Raw genomic sequence first — 17,403 nt, forward strand, 5'->3', positions numbered from 1 at the left:
ACGTCCTGTGCTTCAAACATCCGTGGTCGTTTTGATCTGGCTGATGCTTGTGACAGCTCTGGCGCGTCCAGAAAAACTGGCGGACCCGATCGTGATTGAAAAGTCCGCCCGGGATGTGGTGCTCGCCCTCGACATCTCGGGATCAATGGACCAGCGCGACTTCCAGTCCACGGATGGCACCCTCAAACAACGGCTTGCGGCAGTGAAAGATGTGCTACGCAAGTTCATTGCCGAACGTCAGGGTGACCGGATGGCGCTGATCATCTTTGGAACCCGTGCTTTTGTACAGGCGCCATTTACCGAAGACCTCAACAGTTTGAATGGGTTCTTGGATCAAACTCAAGTGGGCATGGCTGGCCCGAACACCGCTCTGGGCGACGCGATCGGTTTGGGAATTCGCACCTTTGACTCCAGCGAGGTGGATCAACGCCTAATGATCGTTCTCAGCGACGGAGCCGATACTTCCAGCCGTATGACCCCCATCAACGCTGCTGCCATCGCCGCGGATAAGGGCGTTGTCATCTACACCATCGGCGTCGGCGATCCCAATGCCTCTGGCGAGGATCGCGTGGATTTGGACGCCCTGAAGGCCATCGCAGATCGAACCGGCGGGCAGTATTTCTTTGCAAACGATGAGGCCGCGCTTGCCGAGACCTACCAACGCATTGATGAGCAAAACCCCAGAATTGTTGAAACCCAAAGTTATCGGCCCCGAGAAAGCCTTGCGCACTATCCACTGTTAGTCGCCCTTTTGCTTATGCTGCTCAGTTCCGCTGTTCTGCATATCACGCAACGGCGAAGGAGTGTTTCATGATGGATACTCTGACGGAATTTCATTTCTTAAGAGCGGCTTATCTACTTTTCCTGATCCCGATCGCAGGTCTTTGGTGGGCGTCTCGCCCGAAGCGCTCGGGACAAACTAATCTGCCTTCCGGAGTAGCTCCGCACCTTGCGGCAGCTCTGCTATTGGGAGCCGAGGAAAAACGGCGTATCTATCCCATTGACGTGGCCATGTTTGCCACCGCTTTGGTCGCCATAGCCGCTGCGGGGCCAACGTGGTCAAGAGCACAAAACCCGCTGGTGGCGGATACGGCCCCTCTGGTGATCGTTCTGAAAGTTACCGACAGCATGGAGAACCCTGACCTAGCCCCATCCCGACTGGAGCGTGCAAAGTTCAAGATCACAGATATCATCAACGCCCGCGCAGGCGCACGAACGGCGCTGATCGCCTATGCCGGTTCACCGCACCGCGTTGCCCCCCTGACCGAAGACGCAAATATCCTGCGCCCATTGCTGGAGGGGCTGACCCCGGCTGTGATGCCTAAACAAGGTGATGCTGCGGGCGACGCTTTGACATTGGCGCAAAGCATACTGGACGAAAGCGAAACACCGGGCGCCGTCCTGTTTGTTTTGGACGATCTTGACCCATCACAGCTTGCCGAGTTTCAGAACTCAACGACACAGGTGTTCTTTTTGACCATGCTCCCCAACGGAAGTGAGATTGTTCAACTGAACAACCTGCAGAACGCTGTTGTGGTCCCATTTACCAATGATGACAGGGATATCGCACGGCTGCAGCGGCAAATCCAAACGGCTTATGTGGATGCGCTGGATGATGATGATCGACTGGACTGGCAGGATCGGGGATGGATGCTGGCATGGCCTGCGGCTCTGTTGTCGCTACTCTGGTTCCGGCGCGGCTGGGTGATCCGGTGGATCATTTTGGGGCTGTTCCTGCTGCAGCCTGCAGGCCCCGCTAGTGCAGAAGGTTGGCGGGATTGGTTCTTGGCGCCAGATCAGCAGGGTCAAATCGCAATGAACCAGAAACGTTATGCGGACGCCGCTGAGTTGTTCGAAGAACCCTATCATGAAGGCTACGCACGATTGAAAGCAGGCCAGTATCCGGAAGCAGCAGCCATCTTCGCTGAGCTGAATACGCCCGAAGCCGCTTTTTCTGAAGGTATGGCTCGTATTCGCAACCGGGAATACCGCCCCGCTATTGCCGCCTTTCAAGAAGCATTAGGGCGACGCCCTAACTGGCCGGAAGCACAGCATAATCTTGAAGTTGCACGAGCCATACTTGACTATGTCGAGACCACTCGGGAGCAATCCGACACCGGTGAAGAAGCCGGGATCGGAGCGGATGACACTGTGTTCGACAACGACTCCGGTCGCGGAGAGAACACAACCATTCAGGCGCAGACCGGTGACACCAAACCCCTGTCAGCAGACCAGTGGATCAGCGCGATTGATACGGACATGCAGGACTTTCTGCGCAACCGGTTCCTTCTGGAAAATCAAGAGCAGATACAATGAGGTACGCGCTCCTTCTCATAAGCTATTTGCTTCCATGTAGTGCTTTCGCGCAGACCTCAACTGCAATCCAACCCCAAGTCACGGTGGAAGCACCAAGCGAAGATGTGATAGTCGGACAACCCGCAATTCTGCGCATAAAGGTTCTGGTTCCGACCTTCATGCCGTCCCCTCCGATCTTTCCAACCCTGGAACAGGAAAACCTTCTCGTGCGTTTGCCCGAGCGTGCCTCGGGCCCTGTCAGCGAGTCCGTGAGCGGCGAAACATGGTCCGGCGTCCAGCGGAGCTATCGGATCTATCCTCTGGTGACAGGGACGATGGACTTTGGCCCGCAGGAAATGATGGTCACGTTCGCGGACCCGGAATCAAACAATCCAACCCAGGTTTCCGTTCCGCTGCCACCGATCACGATAAACGCCGTGGTCCCGGATGGCGCGCGCGACCTAAATCCTCTGATTATCGCGACGGGTTTTGAACTGACACAAGAGGTTGAAGGCGCAACCGAAATGCAGGCCGGCGATGCGATCACCCGGCGGCTGACTGCGCGCATTTCGGGCACTAGCCCGATCATGATACCGCAATTAATCCCTGAAAATCATGACCCTCTGCTGCGACCTTACCCCAAAGAGCCACGTTTCAACGAAACCGAAGATCGGGGCATCCTGTCAGGCCAACGTGCCGATGAAACGGTTTACCTTGCGCAGGACGGAGGTGAAACTCAATTGCCGTCGGTTTCGCTGCAATGGTTCAACCTGACCACGAACACCGTTGAAACCGTGGAGGTAGAGGCCGTGAACCTGAAACTGGCTGCGCCCAAACCCGGCTCACCATCTGGGGATACCATGATCAGATACCTGTTCTGGGCAGTTGTGGCCGTCGTAATCGTTTGGGCAATTCTGCGGTGGTCAATGCCACGGTATCGAAACTGGCAGGAAGCACGAGAAAAGGCGTATCGCGCGTCGCCCGATTTCGCACTCTCGCAATTGCGCCGTGCTCTGCGTGATCAGGATCTTTCGGCCGCTTACAGTGCTCTTGAAACATGGAAGCGGCGTTGTGAAGACCCGCAAGGCTATAGCGGGCTTGAAGTGTGTCTAGCTCGAATTGGCTCAACACGCTATGGAACTGACAAAAATCGCAAAAATCCAAACTGGTCTGGCGCAGTCGCCGCGCTTGACGCGCTCGTTTCAACGCCGAACAAGCACGCCCAGCCGCTGCCGCCATTGAACCCCTGACCCTTAGGTCTGACAACTGGCGATCAGCGCCTGCCTGTCCTTCAACCGCACACGCCCATAGCCGAGTTCGATCAGGTCCAGATCTGCCAAACGGTGCAGGCTGCGGTGCAATGTCGGTTGCGACACGGCGATCATCTCGGCCAGTTCGTCCTGAGACACCACGATCCAGCCATCGGATTTTGACGTACCCTCATCCAGATGAAGCAGTCGCAACACAAGCCGTTTCTCACTGCCGGTCACAGCGAGATTGGCCATAATCCGCAACGCTGTTTGCATATTCTCCTGCGTCAGCGCGTAAAAGTCGCGAACATAGTTGGGGTTGGCCTGAACCAATTTGGCGATGCGTGAGTGCGGAAAGAACAAGGCTTGCGTCTCTTGCGTGGTGACGACGCTGATCAGCCGTGGCGTGTCGGCGAAAAGGGCCAGATCCCCGATCCAGAAACCGGCACCCTCGCGGTGCAGCACGAACTCCTGCCCGTCATCCGCAGGCGCGGTGATTTGAACACCGCCGCTGAGGATGGCGAATATTCCGTTTGCCGGGTCTCCGTGGTGATACAGCGTTTCCCAAGGTTCAAAAGTTTTAGCCGATCCGCATTCGAGCAAATCGCGCCGAAACGCGTCCGAGCGGTTGCTGAACCACCCGGCCTGCTGCAAGAGCTTCAAATTATTCGCTTTGTCAAACATTAGAAATTTTCAATATCATCATATGATGAGTTTTCAATCCCTCTGATCGCCTAGTCTGAGCTTGTTCGATTCCCGGAAAGGTGAAGGTTTCGCCGTTCAGATTTCGACCATTTTTACGAGCCATATTGGCTGATTTGAACAGCCACCAAGCAAAACACACCTCCGGGTTGTACAGACCCTTTCAGATCAGGAGCATATCATGTCACCACCACGTTCGATTGCATACAGTTGGCGCACCAAGTTGCGCCGCATTGCTGTGGCTACCGTCGCCGTCGCGTTGGCACTTCCCGCTTGGGCACAGGATCAGAAACCTAACATTCTGGTCATCTGGGGTGACGATATCGGCCAATCCAATATCTCGGCCTATACGATGGGCCTGATGGGATATCAGACACCGAACATCGACCGCGTCGCCAAGGAAGGCATGATTTTCACCGACTATTATGGTGAGCAATCCTGTACCGCTGGTCGCTCGTCCTACATCATGGGACAGTCAGTGTTCCGGACTGGCCTGTCCAAGGTTGGTCTGCCCGGCGCTGATCTGGGGATGCAGGTCGAAGATCCAACCATTGCGGGCCTGCTGAAGGATCACGGCTATGTCACCGGTCAGTTCGGCAAGAACCACCTTGGCGACAAAGATGAACATCTTCCAACAAACCACGGATTTGATGAGTTTTTTGGAAATCTCTACCACCTGAATGCCGAGGAAGAGCCTGAAAACGAAGACTATCCGGGCGACGCTATTCTGGCGGATGGTCGCACCTTCCGCGAGGCCTACGGCCCACGCGGCGTTATCAAGTCCAAGGCCGACGGCACCATTGAGGACACCGGCCCCCTGACCCGCAAGCGCATGGAAACGGTGGACGAAGAAACCGTTGCAGCAGCGATCGACTTCATCAAGCGTGCCCACGAGCAAGGCCAGCCCTTCTATGTCTGGTGGAACGGCACCCGCATGCACTTCCGCACCCACGTCAAGGATGAAATGCGCGCGCAGGCCAACGAAATTTTCGGTGGCAGCGCGGACGAATACACGGCTGGTATGATCGAACATGACATGCATGTGGGTCAATTGCTGGACCTGCTGGATGAGCTTGGCATCGCCGACAACACCATCGTTCACTATTCCACCGACAACGGACCGCACATGAACACGTGGCCGGACGCTGCCGCGACACCGTTCTGGGGCGAGAAGAACACCAACTGGGAAGGCGGATGGCGCGTTCCGTCGATGGTACGCTGGCCCGGTCAGATCGAGGCCGGCTCGGTCACCAATGAGATCGTGCATCACATGGACTGGCTGCCGACATACCTTGCCGTTGCCGGTGACCCGGACATCAAGGAAAAGCTGAAAGCTGGCTATAGCTCTTCGGGTATGGGCCGCGATTACAAGGTGCATCTGGACGGTTACAACATCCTGCCTCTGCTGACCGGTGAGGCCACTGAAAGCCCACGTCGCGAGATTTTCTATTTCTCGGACGACGGGGACCTGACCGCACTGCGTTTCGACGACTGGAAGCTGATCTTCCTCGAGCAGAAGGCATGGGCCACCCTGCGTGCGTGGATCGAACCCTGGACAGAATTGCGCATTCCGCTGATCGTAAACCTGCGCCGCGATCCCTATGAGCGTGCGTACCGGACGTCCAACACCTACTACGATTGGTTGCTGGATCGGGCCTATTTCCTTGTGCCCGCTCAGCAATATGTCGGCAGTTTCCTTGAAACCTTCCAGGAATTCCCGCCGCGCCAAAAAGCGGCCAGCTTCAATCTGGATCAGGTGATGGAGAAACTGGCTTCACCGACCAACAATTAACCCCTCGAAAACAAAGGGTCGCCGCAATACGGCGGCCCTTTACCAATTGAAACAGGAACATTTCTTATGAAGAACGCAGTTCTTTCCGCCGTTGTACTTTTCGCTCCGATGGCATCGTTCGCCGACCCTCTGCCCAGCTGGGGCAACTCCGACTCCAAAAACAGGATCGTTGAATTCGTCGAGGCGGTCACAGACCCGAGTGGTTCTGACTATGTCACTCCGGCCGAACGGATTGCGGTGTTTGACAATGACGGCACACTTTGGGCTGAACAGCCCGTCTATTTTCAACTGACTTTCGCCATGGACCGCCTTGCCGAACTGGCCGAGGCCGATCCCGCGATCCTGACAACACCAACGCTAGAAGCTGCGGCAAAGGGTGACCTGCAAGCCGTTGCCGAGGGTGGTCACGACGCTCTGATCGAAGTTCTGAATGCCTCGCATTCCGGCCTGAGTGTCGAAGATTTCCAGGCATCCGTCGCCGACTGGCTGGACACCGCGCGCCATCCGGATACCGATCTGCCCTACGATCAGATGACCTATCAGCCGATGGTGGAACTGCTGCGCTATCTCAGGGATGAAGGGTTCAGCACCTATATCGTATCGGGCGGCGGTCTGCACTTTATGCGCGTTTTTGCCGAAGACGCCTATGGCATCCCGCCCGAGCAGGTTCTGGGCACCTACACAGCCACGACTTATGAAACTGGCGATGGCACACCCGCGATCGTCAAGGCCCCCGAAATTGCCTTTGTCGATGACAAAGAGGGCAAACCGATCAACATCGAACGCACGATTGGCAGGCGTCCTATTCTGGCAGGTGGAAACTCGGACGGGGATTTCGCCATGCTGGAGTGGACGACTGCGGGCGACGGTCCGCGTTTGGGTGTTCTGATCCACCACACCGATGCCGAACGCGAATGGGCCTATGACCGCGAAAGCCCGATCGGGAAACTGGTCGATGGGCTGGATAAAGGGCCGGATTTGGGTTGGGTCATTGTTGATATGGCGAATGACTGGAATCGCATCTACACTGGATCGGACTAAGACACTCAGAGACCGATAACCTCATGTGGACAATTCTTTTTTCCGCGTTCGTCTTCTTTCTGTACGTGACGGCAGCGGTTTTTTCGATACGGGCGGCGCAAACCGCCCGCACACCACAGGGGGCCGTCGGATGGGTGGTTCTTTTGATCTCGGCCCCGTTTGTCGGTGTGCCTCTATACTTGTTTCTGGGACACCATCGCTTCCGGGGCTACCGCATTGCCCGCAAGCACAGCGAAAAGGTTGTTGAAGGCATCAAGAGTTTTGCTGATTTCTCAAAACCAAATCTGGACTCAATGCCCGTCAACCCCCGCCCGTTCGAGACGCTGGCGCATCTGCCGGTTTCACGTGGAAACGGGGCTGAGTTATTGATTGACGGTCAAGCGACGTTTGACTCCATTTTCCAGGCAATCGATGCCGCGCAGAATTATGTTCTGATCCAGTTCTACATCGTCCGGGATGACGCGCTGGGGAAACAACTCAAAGACAAGCTGATCGCCGCAACGAAACGTGGTGTCTCGGTGCGCTTCATGACCGACGCGGTGGGCAGCTATGGCTTGCCGACGGCCTATCTGGACGAATTGCGGGCCGCTGGGATCGAGATCGCCAATCCGCGTGACCGTCGAGGACCTCAATACCGCTTTCAACTCAACTACCGAAATCACCGCAAAACCGTGATCATCGATGGAGAGACGGGATATATCGGCGGGCATAATGTGGGGGTGGAGTATCTGGGCCAAGACGCTCATTTCGGTCATTGGCGCGACACGCATATCAAGATGACGGGTCATGTCGTACGGCAGTTACAGCTGATTTTCACTGAGGACTGGCACTGGGCCCATGAAGAAGACCTGATCGAACAACTGGATTGGGCGGGGTCGGAATCCGAGCAGGACATGAACGCTCTGATCGTCGCAACTGGCCCCGGTGATGACACCGAGACAGGCGCGATGATGTTCTTTGCCGCCATCACCGAAGCAAAAGAAAGGTTGTGGATCGCCTCACCCTATTTTGTGCCTGACATCGACATCATGACCGCACTGCAACACGCCGCCCTGCGCGGTGTGGACGTGCGCATTCTGGTGCCCGAAGTGATCGACCACCGCCTGCCCTGGCTCGCCGCCTTCGCCTATTTCGATGAAATCACGGACTGCGGCGCGCGGGTGTTTAGATACACCGACGGCTTCATGCACCAGAAAGCCTTTGTGGTCGACGACACGCTGGCCGCTGTGGGAACGACCAATCTGGACAACCGCTCTTTCCGCCTGAACTTCGAAGCAATGGCCCTGTTCTTTGACCCAAGAGCGGCTCAGGCCGTAGACAAGATGCTGCGTTCCGATTTTGAGAAAAGCTATGAACTGACCAAAAAGCTGCCCGACCAACCGGCTTATATCCGGTTTGGGTCCCCCCTTGCCCGGCTGTTCGCACCGATCCTTTAGGACATCAGTTCTTCTTTGAAGACCTGGGTCATAAGCGCGACCATAAAGGCGGTGGACAACCCGAAGGCCAACAAGCCTGTAACCGATGCAAATGCGCCGAATATGCGCAGCGGCTCCCCAAGAACGATGTCGCCGTAGCCCAGTGTCGTAAACGTCACCAATGAGAAATACAGTGCCGAGTTCCAGTCGGGCAGCACGTCTCCCAGCACCCAGACAATCGCCCAAAGCCATACCTGAAACGTGTGGATCGCGACGATAAAGACGAGGGCTATACAGATCGGGGCAGCGATTGAAACGAACCTTTTGCTGTTTTCCAATCGCAGAGATGCGACCCTTACAACCTGCGTGCACCAGGTCAGAAAGATAATCTCGATCAAAAAACAGATGCCCAGATAGATGCTGCCCCAAAGGATCTGCTGCGTTAACGTCATCAATTCGCTTATCATGTTTTGGCCCGAAGAAGTTCCACCACAATGGCGACTTACCCGGCAAAGGACAAGGCTGCGACGAATGGAAACGAATGCGGCTCGGCGCTGGACTCTGCCACGCAGCGGCGCACATTGTTGCGGGCACAGTCAGAGGTTTTTGCATGTTGCTGATGATCGACAGGGTCCAGAAATCCTATCCGGGTGGACGTCCGGTTTTGCGGGACGTGTCGCTGAGCCTCGACCAGGGGCAGACGTTGGCCCTGACCGGGGAAAGCGGCAGCGGCAAGAGCACGCTGCTCAATCTGGCGGCGGCATTGGACAGTTTTGATGGCGGCGAGATCACGTTGGACGGCACCACCTTGTCACCGCTGGATGACGCCGGGCGTGCCGAGCTTCGCCGTCAAAGCGTTTCGCTGGTGTTTCAACAATTTAACCTGATCCCCTCGCTGACGGTCGCGCAGAACTTGTCTTTCCACGCCCGACTGGCAGGCCGTGAGGATGCTGATTGGACCGGGCAACTGGCCGATCGGTTGGGCCTGTCCGATTTGCTGGCTCGCTTCCCCGAGAGCCTCTCGGGCGGGCAGCAACAGCGCGTCGCCATCGGACGCGCCATGGCCGCACGGCCAAAACTGCTATTGGCGGATGAACCCACCGGCAATCTGGACGAAACCGCCAGCGCCAATGTACTGGACCTGATGCTGGCGCTGGTGGCCGATACCGGGGCCGCCCTTCTGCTGGTCACCCACTCGCGGGAGATAGCGCGGCGGCTGGACCAGCACGCGCATCTGGCCGGTGGCCACATTACATGACAGGCGCGGTCATACAGGCCCTGCTGTCGCATTGGCGGCGCCACAAACTACAACTGGTCACCATGCTGATCGGAATTGCTCTGGCCACGGGGTTGTGGTCAGCCGTACAGGCGATCAACGCCGAGGCGCGGGCCAGTTATCAGCGCGCCAACGATCAGCTTGCGCTGGGCCTGCATGACGAATTGCGCAACCCGTCCGGCCCGATCCCGATTGCGCGCTATGTCGATCTGCGCCGATCTGGGTGGCAGGTGGCGGCAATTCTTGAGGGGCCACTGCGCCTGAACGGGCGCACGGTGCAAGTGATGGGCGTCGATATGGTGGCCTACCCTGCCCTTCCCGCCGTGACGCAGATCGAACAATCCGAAACGCCCCCTGATCCGGCCGAAATACTGACCGCGCCCGGCCGTCTGCTGGTATCCCCCAAACTGGCCGAGGTGCTCAGAGCACAAGACAGCCTTCCCCCGATCTTGCAGTCAGACGCAGTGCCGCCCGACCTGATCCTTACCGATATCGGTGTGGCTGAGGTGCTGCTGGAGAAACCCGGCCAGATCTCGCGCCTGCTGGTGCTGCCCGATCAGCCGCGCGGCATCCCTCGGCTGGCAGACATCGCGCCAGAACTGGAACGTATTGAGGCCTCGTCCCGACTGGACACGGCCCAGTTGACGGACAGCTTTCACCTGAACCTGACGGCCTTTGGCCTGCTGTCCTTTGCCGTCGGGTTGTTCATCGTGCACGGCACCGTCGGGCTGGCCTTTGCCCAACGGCGGGCTATGGTCCGCACCTTGCGGGCGCTTGGTGTGTCGATGCGGCGGCTGGTCTGGATGATCATGGCTGAACTGACCCTGCTGGCCTTGGTCGGCGGCACGTTGGGGCTGATCCTTGGCTTCTTTCTGGCCGGAGCCTTGCTGCCAGATGTCGCCGCCACCCTGCGCGGGCTGTACGGTGCACCGGTCGACGGGCAGATGAACCTACAGCCGCAATGGGTTCTGGCTGGGCTGGCCATGGCATTGGCTGGCACTTTTCTGGCCAGCGGTCAGGCCCTGTTTCGCCTGTCGCGTATGCCTCTGCTGACGGGGGCTGGCCTGCAGGCATGGCGTGGCTCGGCAATCGGGCACCGCACTAGTGGGCTTTTCGGGCTGATCCTGATCGCAGGCGGCTTTACCGTCGGATACGCGTTCGATGGGTTAATCGCAGGATTTGCTATGGTGGGCGGCATCCTGACCGGAGCCGCTCTGATCCTGCCCTATCTTCTATCGCTGGCCCTTTCAGCGTTCCAGCGCGGCGCAAGCGGGCCGATTGCGCAATGGGTCTGGGCCGACATGCGCGCACAATTGCCCGGCCTGTCGCTGGCCCTAATGGCGTTGCTGCTGGCCTTGGCGGCAAATATCGGCGTCGGAACAATGGTGTCCAGCTTTCGGTTGACCTTCACCGGCTGGCTGGATCAGCGCCTAACCTCTGAGCTTTATTTGACGGCCGCCGACAACCAGCAAGGCCAACAGATAGCGCGATGGCTGAGCCCGCAAGTGGACGCAGTGCTGCCGATCCGCAGCGTTGAACTGGCACATGAAACGGGGCCGCTCTTTTTATACGGGATCGTGGACCACCAAACCTATCGCGATCACTGGCCGATCATCGCGTCGTCGGAAGGTGTATGGGATCGCCTTCACGCAGGAGAGGCCGCTCTGATCAACGAACAACTCGCCCGTCGTGCGAACCTGTGGCCCGGAGACGCGCTGACCCTCAGAGAGGATCATACCCTGACCATAGCGGGCGTCTATTCGGATTACGGAAACCCAACCGGTCAGGCAATCGTGTCGATGCCTCAATTGGACCAGATCGCGCCGGGGGCCGGCAATCGCCGGTTTGGTATCCGTATTGCACCTGAGCGCGCGACCGATATGGCACAAGCTCTGCGTGACCAATTTGACTTGCCCCGCCAGGCCGTTGTGCAGCAGGCGGCGATGAAAGCGCAATCTCTGGCAATCTTTGAAAAGACTTTTGTTGTAACATCGGCGTTGAACATCCTGACCCTGGGCGTCGCCGGGTTCGCCATCCTGACTAGCCTGCTGACTCTTTGGACTCAGCGCTTGCCGCAGATTGCGCCGGTCTGGGCGCTGGGGCTGACCCGAGCGCGACTCGCGCAGCTGGAGCTTTTGCGTAGTGTGCTGCTAGCCGCGCTGACCGCGGTACTGGCTTTGCCACTGGGTTTAGTTCTGGCCTGGGCTCTGTTGGCTGTGATCAATGTGCAGGCCTTTGGCTGGCGGCTGCCGATGTATCTGTTCCCTACAGATTGGGCCTATCTCTTCGCCCTGACCCTGCTGGCCGCCTTTGTCGCCGCCGCCCTGCCCGCGTTGCGCCTGTTGCGTCTGCCGCCTGCCGATTTGCTGAGGGTTTTTGCCAATGAACGTTAAAGCCTGGCTGTGTGCTCTGTTCCTACTGCTCCCCTACGCCCTGCACGCGCAGGGTTATGCCGGGCTTGGTGGCTCGGCTGACGGGTTTGACATCCCGCAAACCGGATATCAGTTTGAATTCCCCCGCGATCACGGCCCGCATCCCGGCTTTCGGATCGAATGGTGGTACCTGACGGCCAACTTGATCGGTGAGGATGGGCGCGAGTACGGTATTCAGTGGACCCTATTTCGATCCGCGCTGAAACCGTTTGAGGCCGAAGGCTGGCAAAGCCCGCAACTATGGATGGGTCACGCCGCCGTAACCACGCCTGAATCGCACTATTTCGCAGAACGTCTGTCGCGCGGCGGGATCGGTCAGGCCGGCGTAACTGCCTCCCCCTTCAAGGCCTGGATCGACGAATGGCACATGCGAGGAGCGGACCCTAGCACGGTGACTCTTTCGGCCAGCGGTGCAGAGTTTGGCTATGACCTAAGTCTGAACGCCCAAGGCCCGCTGGTATTTCATGGTGACGACGGATACTCGGTCAAATCCGCGGATGGACAAGCAAGCTATTATTATTCTCAGCCCTTCTACACGGTCGAAGGCGTGCTGCACCTACCCGAGGGCGATGTTGCCGTCACCGGTCAAGGCTGGCTGGACCGCGAGTGGTCCTCGCAACCACTGGCGTCAGATCAGAGCGGCTGGGATTGGTTCTCGCTCAGCTTTGATGACGGAGACAAGCTGATGGCCTTCCGCCTGCGCGGCGAACGCGGAGATTTCACGGCGGCCACATGGATCGCGCGGGACGGAACCGAGACGGCCCTGCCGGATGGATCGGTTTCCTTTACACCACTGGACACTGCGCGCGTAGCGGACCGGGACGTGCCCGTCCAATGGCAGGTGATCTTGCCGGACCGAGACTTGGACGTCGAAGTCTCGGCCATCACCCACGGCGCGTGGATGGGCACAAGCTTTGAGTATTGGGAAGGCCCCGTCATCGTCTCCGGTAGCCACCAAGGGCGCGGATACCTTGAGATGACGGGGTACTGACCCTAGCGTACGACGTAGACCGACACGGTCGAGTGGCGCACAACCCGCGCCGCGTTCGGCCCCAGCAGATAGTCCTTGAGGTCCGGCTTATGCGCGCCGATCACGATCAGATCACTGCCCGCACTTTCGGCGGTCTTCAGAATTTCCTGATACGCCGTCCCGGTTGCGACCACGTGGCGAATCTTGGCGTTCCGCTCGTCCCCAAGGGCCGAGATGCACAATTCAGACAGTTTGACCTGAGCCTCTTCTAACGCCTTTTCGTGGAAGTCGGCCTGAAAGAAACCCGACACCCAGCTTTCGCCAAAATCAGGCAGGACAGTCACCACATCCAGCTGGGCGTTGTCCTGATCGGCCAAAGCCGCCGCTGTTTTCAGGACGTTCACATCCAGATCGCCATTGCTGATATCGACGGCGCAGAGAACAGAGTTTGTCATGCGGTCACCTCTTCTTGTCTGGCAGCACGGCCGCGTTGCAGGAAGGCAATCAGACCCAGCAGAATCATTGCCGGGATATAGATCAGCTGTTTGGGAGGCTGACTGGACGGAAGGCTGACCGAGGACAGGCGCACGGCCTCGTCGCCGTAGTAATCGAACATATCCAGCTCATCCGCGACAGGCGTGCCGAACATCGGTTCTTCCAGTTTGATCAGACCGTCCTCTTCCAACAGCAACAAACCCATGGCATCGACCCGCGCTTCGCCACCCTCTTCATTACCAACGGTCACGACGACAGTCGTGTCCGTCATCTCGAGCGTGTCAAAATCCGGGCCGCTGACAACCAGACGCACCTCGGAGCCTGGTGGCGTTTGCCCAATGGTCTCAACAAAGGCTGCTGGCTCAACGGACGTGTATGGCGGCGCGATGCGATCCATGAAGTAGTCCGGTCGGAACAAGGCGAAAGCAACGGCGATCAGAGCGATGCTTTCATAGATACGGCTATGGGTTACGAAATAACCCATTGTTCCCGCTGTGAAGACAAGGATCGCTATTGTTGCAAATATCGCAACTATTATTCCCTCGACCCAGGTTACATCAATCAACAACAGGTCAGTGTTGAAGATGAACACAAACGGCAGAGCGACGGTCCGTAGGCTGTAGAAGAACGCTGTGAAACCGGTCTTGATCGCATCGCCGCCTGACACAGCCGCCGCAGCAAAACTTGCCAGCCCGACAGGTGGCGTCACATCCGCCATGATCCCAAAGTAGAAGACGAACAGGTGCACGGCGATCAACGGCACGATCAACCCACTCTGCGCGCCCAGTTCGACGACCACACCGGCCATCAGCGAGCTGACCACGATATAGTTCGCCGTAGTCGGCAGGCCCATACCGAGGATCAGGCTGAGCAGGCCAACCATCACCAGCATCAGGATCAGGTTGCCGCCCGACAGGAACTCGACCAGATCGGCCATGACCTGCCCGACACCGGTCAGGGTTACGGTGCCCACGATCACCCCCGCAGTGGCCGTGGCCAAAGCGATCCCGATCATGTTGCGCGCGCCATCAATCAGGCCCTGCCACAGGTCGGCGACCCCATCGATGAAGTTATCATTCAGATTGCTCTGCCCACGGAACAGCGCCTTGAGAGGCTTTTGCGTCAGCAGGATCACGAACAACAGCGCCGTTGCCCAGAAGGCCGACAGACCCGGCGACTTCTGCTCGATCATCAGGAAGTAGACCAGAACGATGATCGGCAGCAGATAGTGCAGACCCGCTTTGTAGATCTCTGCGATAACCGGCAGTTCCACCTCTTTGGCATTCGGGTCATCCGGCTCAAGATCCGGCACCTGCGCGGCCAGATACAGCAGCGCCACGTAGACCGCACAGACGATCAGGCTCAGGATCAGGCCCGCAGAGGATGGCGCCCAGCTGGTGACCGCCTCGACCGGGAATTGCGAGCCGTAGCACAGACCTGCGAACACGAGGAAGAATGACAGCATCCCAACAACGGTGCGCGCCAGATGTACCTCGCGGTTGCCGAGCGTCGGCATGTTCCGCTTCACGGCTTCAAGGTGCACGATATAGACCAGCGCGATGTAGGAAATCGCGGCTGGCAGGAAGGCGTGGGTAATCACCTCAACGTAAGAGATGCCCACATATTCCACCATCAGGAAGGCCGCAGCACCCATCACCGGCGGCATGATCTGACCGTTCACGGATGAGGCGACCTCGACCGATCCCGCCTGTTCACTGCTGAACCCGACGCGTTTCATCAGTGGAATGGTGAAGGTACCGGTGGTTACAACGTTGGCAATCGACGAGCCTGAGATCAGACCGGTCGCCGCCGAGCCGACAACCGCGGCCTTGGCCGGGCCACCCCGCAGGTGACCCAAAGCGCCAAAGGCCATCTTGATGAAGTAGTTCCCCGCCCCGGCCTTATCCAGCAACGCCCCGAACAGAACGAACAAGAATACGAATTTGGTTGAAACACCCAAGGCGATGCCGAACACACCCTCGGAAGTGATCCACATATGGCTCATGGCCTTTTTCAGGCTTGCGCCTTTCCAGCGGATCACCTCGGGCACCCATTCGGATGCACCGAAGAAGACATAAGCAAGGAAAATCGTTGCGATGATTGCCATGGCTGGGCCAAGCGCACGGCGCGCGGCCTCGAACAGCAACAGCAAACCACCCAGCGCGACCCATTTGTCGGTGTCGTCAGCCAGCCCCCCCGCGTTCACGATCTTGTCGTAGAAGAAATACCCGTACAGCGCCACAAAGGCGCCAAGCGCACCCATGATCCAGTCCTGAACGGGGATGTAATTCCGAGGGCTAGATTTCAGCGCAGGATACGCCGCAAAGGCCAGGAACATCGCAAAGGCCAAATGGATCTGGCGCGAGTTGTTCACGACGCTGCCCGGCAGCACAACGTTGGAGACCGGCGAGGCCAGCACCACCTGAAACACTGACCAGAGCGCGGCCACTACGGCTAGAAAAATCCCGACATTACCGACCGGGTTTCGCCCGCCCGCATCGGAGGAGGCTACAAGCTCCTGTAGCTCTTCTTCGGATAGCGGTCGGTTGGATTGTGTGTCGGAACTCATAAAGATGTCTCCCCGTCAGGCGGCCTTTTTTGGCCTTATTCACCGCCCGTTCAAACCGGGCTTGGGTGGCAGGGCGCCCGAAGGCACCCTGCTTCAGGTCAAGCTTACTGTAGCCAGCCTTTTTCTTTGTAGTACTTCTCGGCACCCGGATGCAGCGGTGCCGACAGGCCGTCCGCGATCATTTCTTCCGGCTTCAGATTTGCAAACGCAGGGTGCAGCTTTTTGAAGTCGTCGAAGTTTTCGAAGACCGAGCTGACAACCGCGTAAACCGCGTCTTCCGACACGTCCGCCGAGGTCACAAAGGTCGCGCCCACACCGAAGGTAGTGGTGTCGCCGTCAGACCCACGATACATGCCGCCCGGAATGGTCGCGGTGCGGTAGTACGAGTTGCCGTCGATCAGTCCGCTGATCGCGTCACCGGTCACGTTCACCAGAACCGAGTCACATGCGGTGGTGGCTTCCTGGATCGAACCCGACGGGTGACCCACAGTGTAGATCATCGCATCGATCTGGTTGTCGCACAGAGCAGCCGACTGCTCAGCCGCTTTCAGCTCGGACGCCAGTTCGAAATCATCGATGGTCCAACCCATCGCTTCCAGAACAACGTCCATGGTGCCGCGCTGACCGGAACCGGGGTTACCGATGTTCACGCGCTTGCCTTTGAGGTCCTCAAAGCTACTGATGCCGGAATCGGCACGGGCCACAACGGTGAACGGCTCGGGGTGTACCGAGAAGACCGCGCGCAGGTTTTCGAAAGGGCCGGCCTCTTCGAATTTCGAGGTACCGTTAAACGCATGGTACTGCCAGTCGGACTGCGCCACACCGAACTCCAGCTCGCCTTCGCGGATGGTGTTGATGTTGTAGACGGAACCGCCGGTCGACTCGACCGAACAGCGCACGCCGTGCTCTTTACGGCCCTTGTTAACCAGACGGCAGATCGCGCCACCGGTCGGATAGTACACACCGGTCACACCGCCGGTGCCGATGGTGATGAATTCCTCTGCATACGCTGCCGGAGCCATAAGGGCTGCGGTGACGACCGCGCCGAGGCTGAGCTTGCTGCTGTTTTTCATTTTTGAGAACTCCCAATTCTTTTTGTGGATGGGAAACCGCCCGGCGGCCCCACCCAGGGACCCTGCCGGTACGCCAAGCGCGCCCGTCATGCA

At 58.2% G+C, this 17,403-nt stretch carries 14 protein-coding genes; 9 read left to right on the top strand and 5 right to left on the bottom strand.

Translation table 11 applies throughout. The features are described 5' to 3' along the window. The first annotated feature begins 7 nt into the window (after positions 1–7). The 3 genes from GOW98_RS06180 (at position 8) to GOW98_RS06190 (ending at position 3,545) form a co-directional block, all read left to right on the top strand. Positions 8–814 (top strand): VWA domain-containing protein, encoded by an 807-nt coding sequence (locus GOW98_RS06180; RefSeq protein WP_367646809.1) that lies wholly within the window; start codon positions 8–10, stop codon positions 812–814. Then, a complete protein-coding gene (locus GOW98_RS06185) occupies positions 811–2,316 on the top strand; it encodes a VWA domain-containing protein (protein WP_170330188.1) in 1,506 nt (501 codons plus the stop codon). Before GOW98_RS06180 ends, GOW98_RS06185 begins: the two co-directional genes overlap by 4 nt. Before the next feature lie 104 nt (positions 2,317–2,420). Further along, positions 2,421–3,545 (top strand): hypothetical protein, encoded by a 1,125-nt coding sequence (locus GOW98_RS06190; protein WP_367646810.1) that lies wholly within the window; start codon positions 2,421–2,423, stop codon positions 3,543–3,545. Positions 3,546–3,548: 3 nt separating this feature from the next. Here GOW98_RS06190 and GOW98_RS06195 read toward each other — a convergent pair whose 3' ends face one another. Continuing rightward, on the bottom strand, positions 3,549–4,208 hold the full coding sequence (locus GOW98_RS06195; protein ID WP_254437913.1) for a Crp/Fnr family transcriptional regulator: 660 nt from the start codon (positions 4,206–4,208) through the stop codon (positions 3,549–3,551). Between the two features lie 220 nt (positions 4,209–4,428). Between GOW98_RS06195 and GOW98_RS06200 the strand changes: the two genes are divergently transcribed. From GOW98_RS06200 to cls, 3 genes are all read left to right on the top strand, one after another. Beyond that, positions 4,429–6,039, top strand: coding sequence for an arylsulfatase (locus tag GOW98_RS06200; RefSeq protein WP_217359387.1), 1,611 nt, complete (start codon positions 4,429–4,431; stop codon positions 6,037–6,039). Between the two features lie 66 nt (positions 6,040–6,105). Beyond that, complete coding sequence (locus GOW98_RS06205; RefSeq protein WP_170330191.1) at positions 6,106–7,080, top strand: HAD family hydrolase; 975 nt, start codon at positions 6,106–6,108, stop codon at positions 7,078–7,080. Positions 7,081–7,103: 23 nt separating this feature from the next. Continuing rightward, entirely contained in the window at positions 7,104–8,516 is a 1,413-nt protein-coding gene (gene cls, locus GOW98_RS06210; RefSeq protein WP_170330192.1) for a cardiolipin synthase, read from the top strand. Here the strand turns inward: cls and GOW98_RS06215 are convergent. Continuing rightward, complete coding sequence (locus GOW98_RS06215; RefSeq protein ID WP_170330193.1) at positions 8,513–8,947, bottom strand: two pore domain potassium channel family protein; 435 nt, start codon at positions 8,945–8,947, stop codon at positions 8,513–8,515. The genes cls and GOW98_RS06215 overlap by 4 nt on opposite strands. A gap of 158 nt (positions 8,948–9,105) precedes the next feature. On the opposite strand from GOW98_RS06215, the gene GOW98_RS06220 reads away from it, so the two are divergent. From GOW98_RS06220 to GOW98_RS06230, 3 genes are read left to right on the top strand one after another with little or no spacing between them, the layout of a single operon-like run. Next, positions 9,106–9,753, top strand: coding sequence for an ABC transporter ATP-binding protein (locus GOW98_RS06220; protein WP_170330194.1), 648 nt, complete (start codon positions 9,106–9,108; stop codon positions 9,751–9,753). Further along, a complete protein-coding gene (locus tag GOW98_RS06225) occupies positions 9,750–12,164 on the top strand; it encodes an ABC transporter permease (RefSeq protein WP_170330195.1) in 2,415 nt (804 codons plus the stop codon). Before GOW98_RS06220 ends, GOW98_RS06225 begins: the two co-directional genes overlap by 4 nt. Continuing rightward, positions 12,154–13,194 (top strand): lipocalin-like domain-containing protein, encoded by a 1,041-nt coding sequence (locus GOW98_RS06230; RefSeq protein ID WP_170330196.1) that lies wholly within the window; start codon positions 12,154–12,156, stop codon positions 13,192–13,194. Before GOW98_RS06225 ends, GOW98_RS06230 begins: the two co-directional genes overlap by 11 nt. Positions 13,195–13,196: 2 nt before the next feature. Here GOW98_RS06230 and GOW98_RS06235 read toward each other — a convergent pair whose 3' ends face one another. The 3 genes from GOW98_RS06235 to GOW98_RS06245 form a co-directional block, all read right to left on the bottom strand. Further along, positions 13,197–13,628, bottom strand: a complete 432-nt coding sequence (locus GOW98_RS06235) for a universal stress protein (RefSeq protein WP_170330197.1) — start codon at positions 13,626–13,628, stop codon at positions 13,197–13,199. Further along, complete coding sequence (locus GOW98_RS06240; RefSeq protein WP_170330198.1) at positions 13,625–16,237, bottom strand: TRAP transporter permease; 2,613 nt, start codon at positions 16,235–16,237, stop codon at positions 13,625–13,627. Before GOW98_RS06240 ends, GOW98_RS06235 begins: the two co-directional genes overlap by 4 nt. Before the next feature lie 104 nt (positions 16,238–16,341). Then, positions 16,342–17,310 (bottom strand): TAXI family TRAP transporter solute-binding subunit, encoded by a 969-nt coding sequence (locus GOW98_RS06245; RefSeq protein WP_170330199.1) that lies wholly within the window; start codon positions 17,308–17,310, stop codon positions 16,342–16,344. Positions 17,311–17,403 lie beyond the last annotated feature (93 nt).

Origin of the sequence: Ruegeria arenilitoris, from assembly GCF_013032445.1 — a bacterium.
Taxonomy (GTDB): domain Bacteria; phylum Pseudomonadota; class Alphaproteobacteria; order Rhodobacterales; family Rhodobacteraceae; genus Ruegeria; species Ruegeria arenilitoris_F.

Excerpts from the sequence above, each read along its gene's own strand:
- GOW98_RS06245 (WP_170330199.1), bottom strand. The coding sequence starts at position 17,310 with ATGAAAAACAGCAGCAAGCTCAGCCTCGGCGCGGTCGTCACCGCAGCC.
- GOW98_RS06225 (WP_170330195.1), top strand. The coding sequence starts at position 9,750 with ATGACAGGCGCGGTCATACAGGCCCTGCTGTCGCATTGGCGGCGCCAC.
- GOW98_RS06205 (WP_170330191.1), top strand. The coding sequence starts at position 6,106 with ATGAAGAACGCAGTTCTTTCCGCCGTTGTACTTTTCGCTCCGATGGCA.
- GOW98_RS06185 (WP_170330188.1), top strand. The coding sequence starts at position 811 with ATGATGGATACTCTGACGGAATTTCATTTCTTAAGAGCGGCTTATCTA.
- cls (WP_170330192.1), top strand. The coding sequence starts at position 7,104 with ATGTGGACAATTCTTTTTTCCGCGTTCGTCTTCTTTCTGTACGTGACG.
- GOW98_RS06215 (WP_170330193.1), bottom strand. The coding sequence starts at position 8,947 with ATGACGTTAACGCAGCAGATCCTTTGGGGCAGCATCTATCTGGGCATC.
- GOW98_RS06240 (WP_170330198.1), bottom strand. The coding sequence starts at position 16,237 with ATGAGTTCCGACACACAATCCAACCGACCGCTATCCGAAGAAGAGCTA.
- GOW98_RS06230 (WP_170330196.1), top strand. The coding sequence starts at position 12,154 with ATGAACGTTAAAGCCTGGCTGTGTGCTCTGTTCCTACTGCTCCCCTAC.
- GOW98_RS06200 (WP_217359387.1), top strand. The coding sequence starts at position 4,429 with ATGTCACCACCACGTTCGATTGCATACAGTTGGCGCACCAAGTTGCGC.
- GOW98_RS06220 (WP_170330194.1), top strand. The coding sequence starts at position 9,106 with ATGTTGCTGATGATCGACAGGGTCCAGAAATCCTATCCGGGTGGACGT.
- GOW98_RS06235 (WP_170330197.1), bottom strand. The coding sequence starts at position 13,628 with ATGACAAACTCTGTTCTCTGCGCCGTCGATATCAGCAATGGCGATCTG.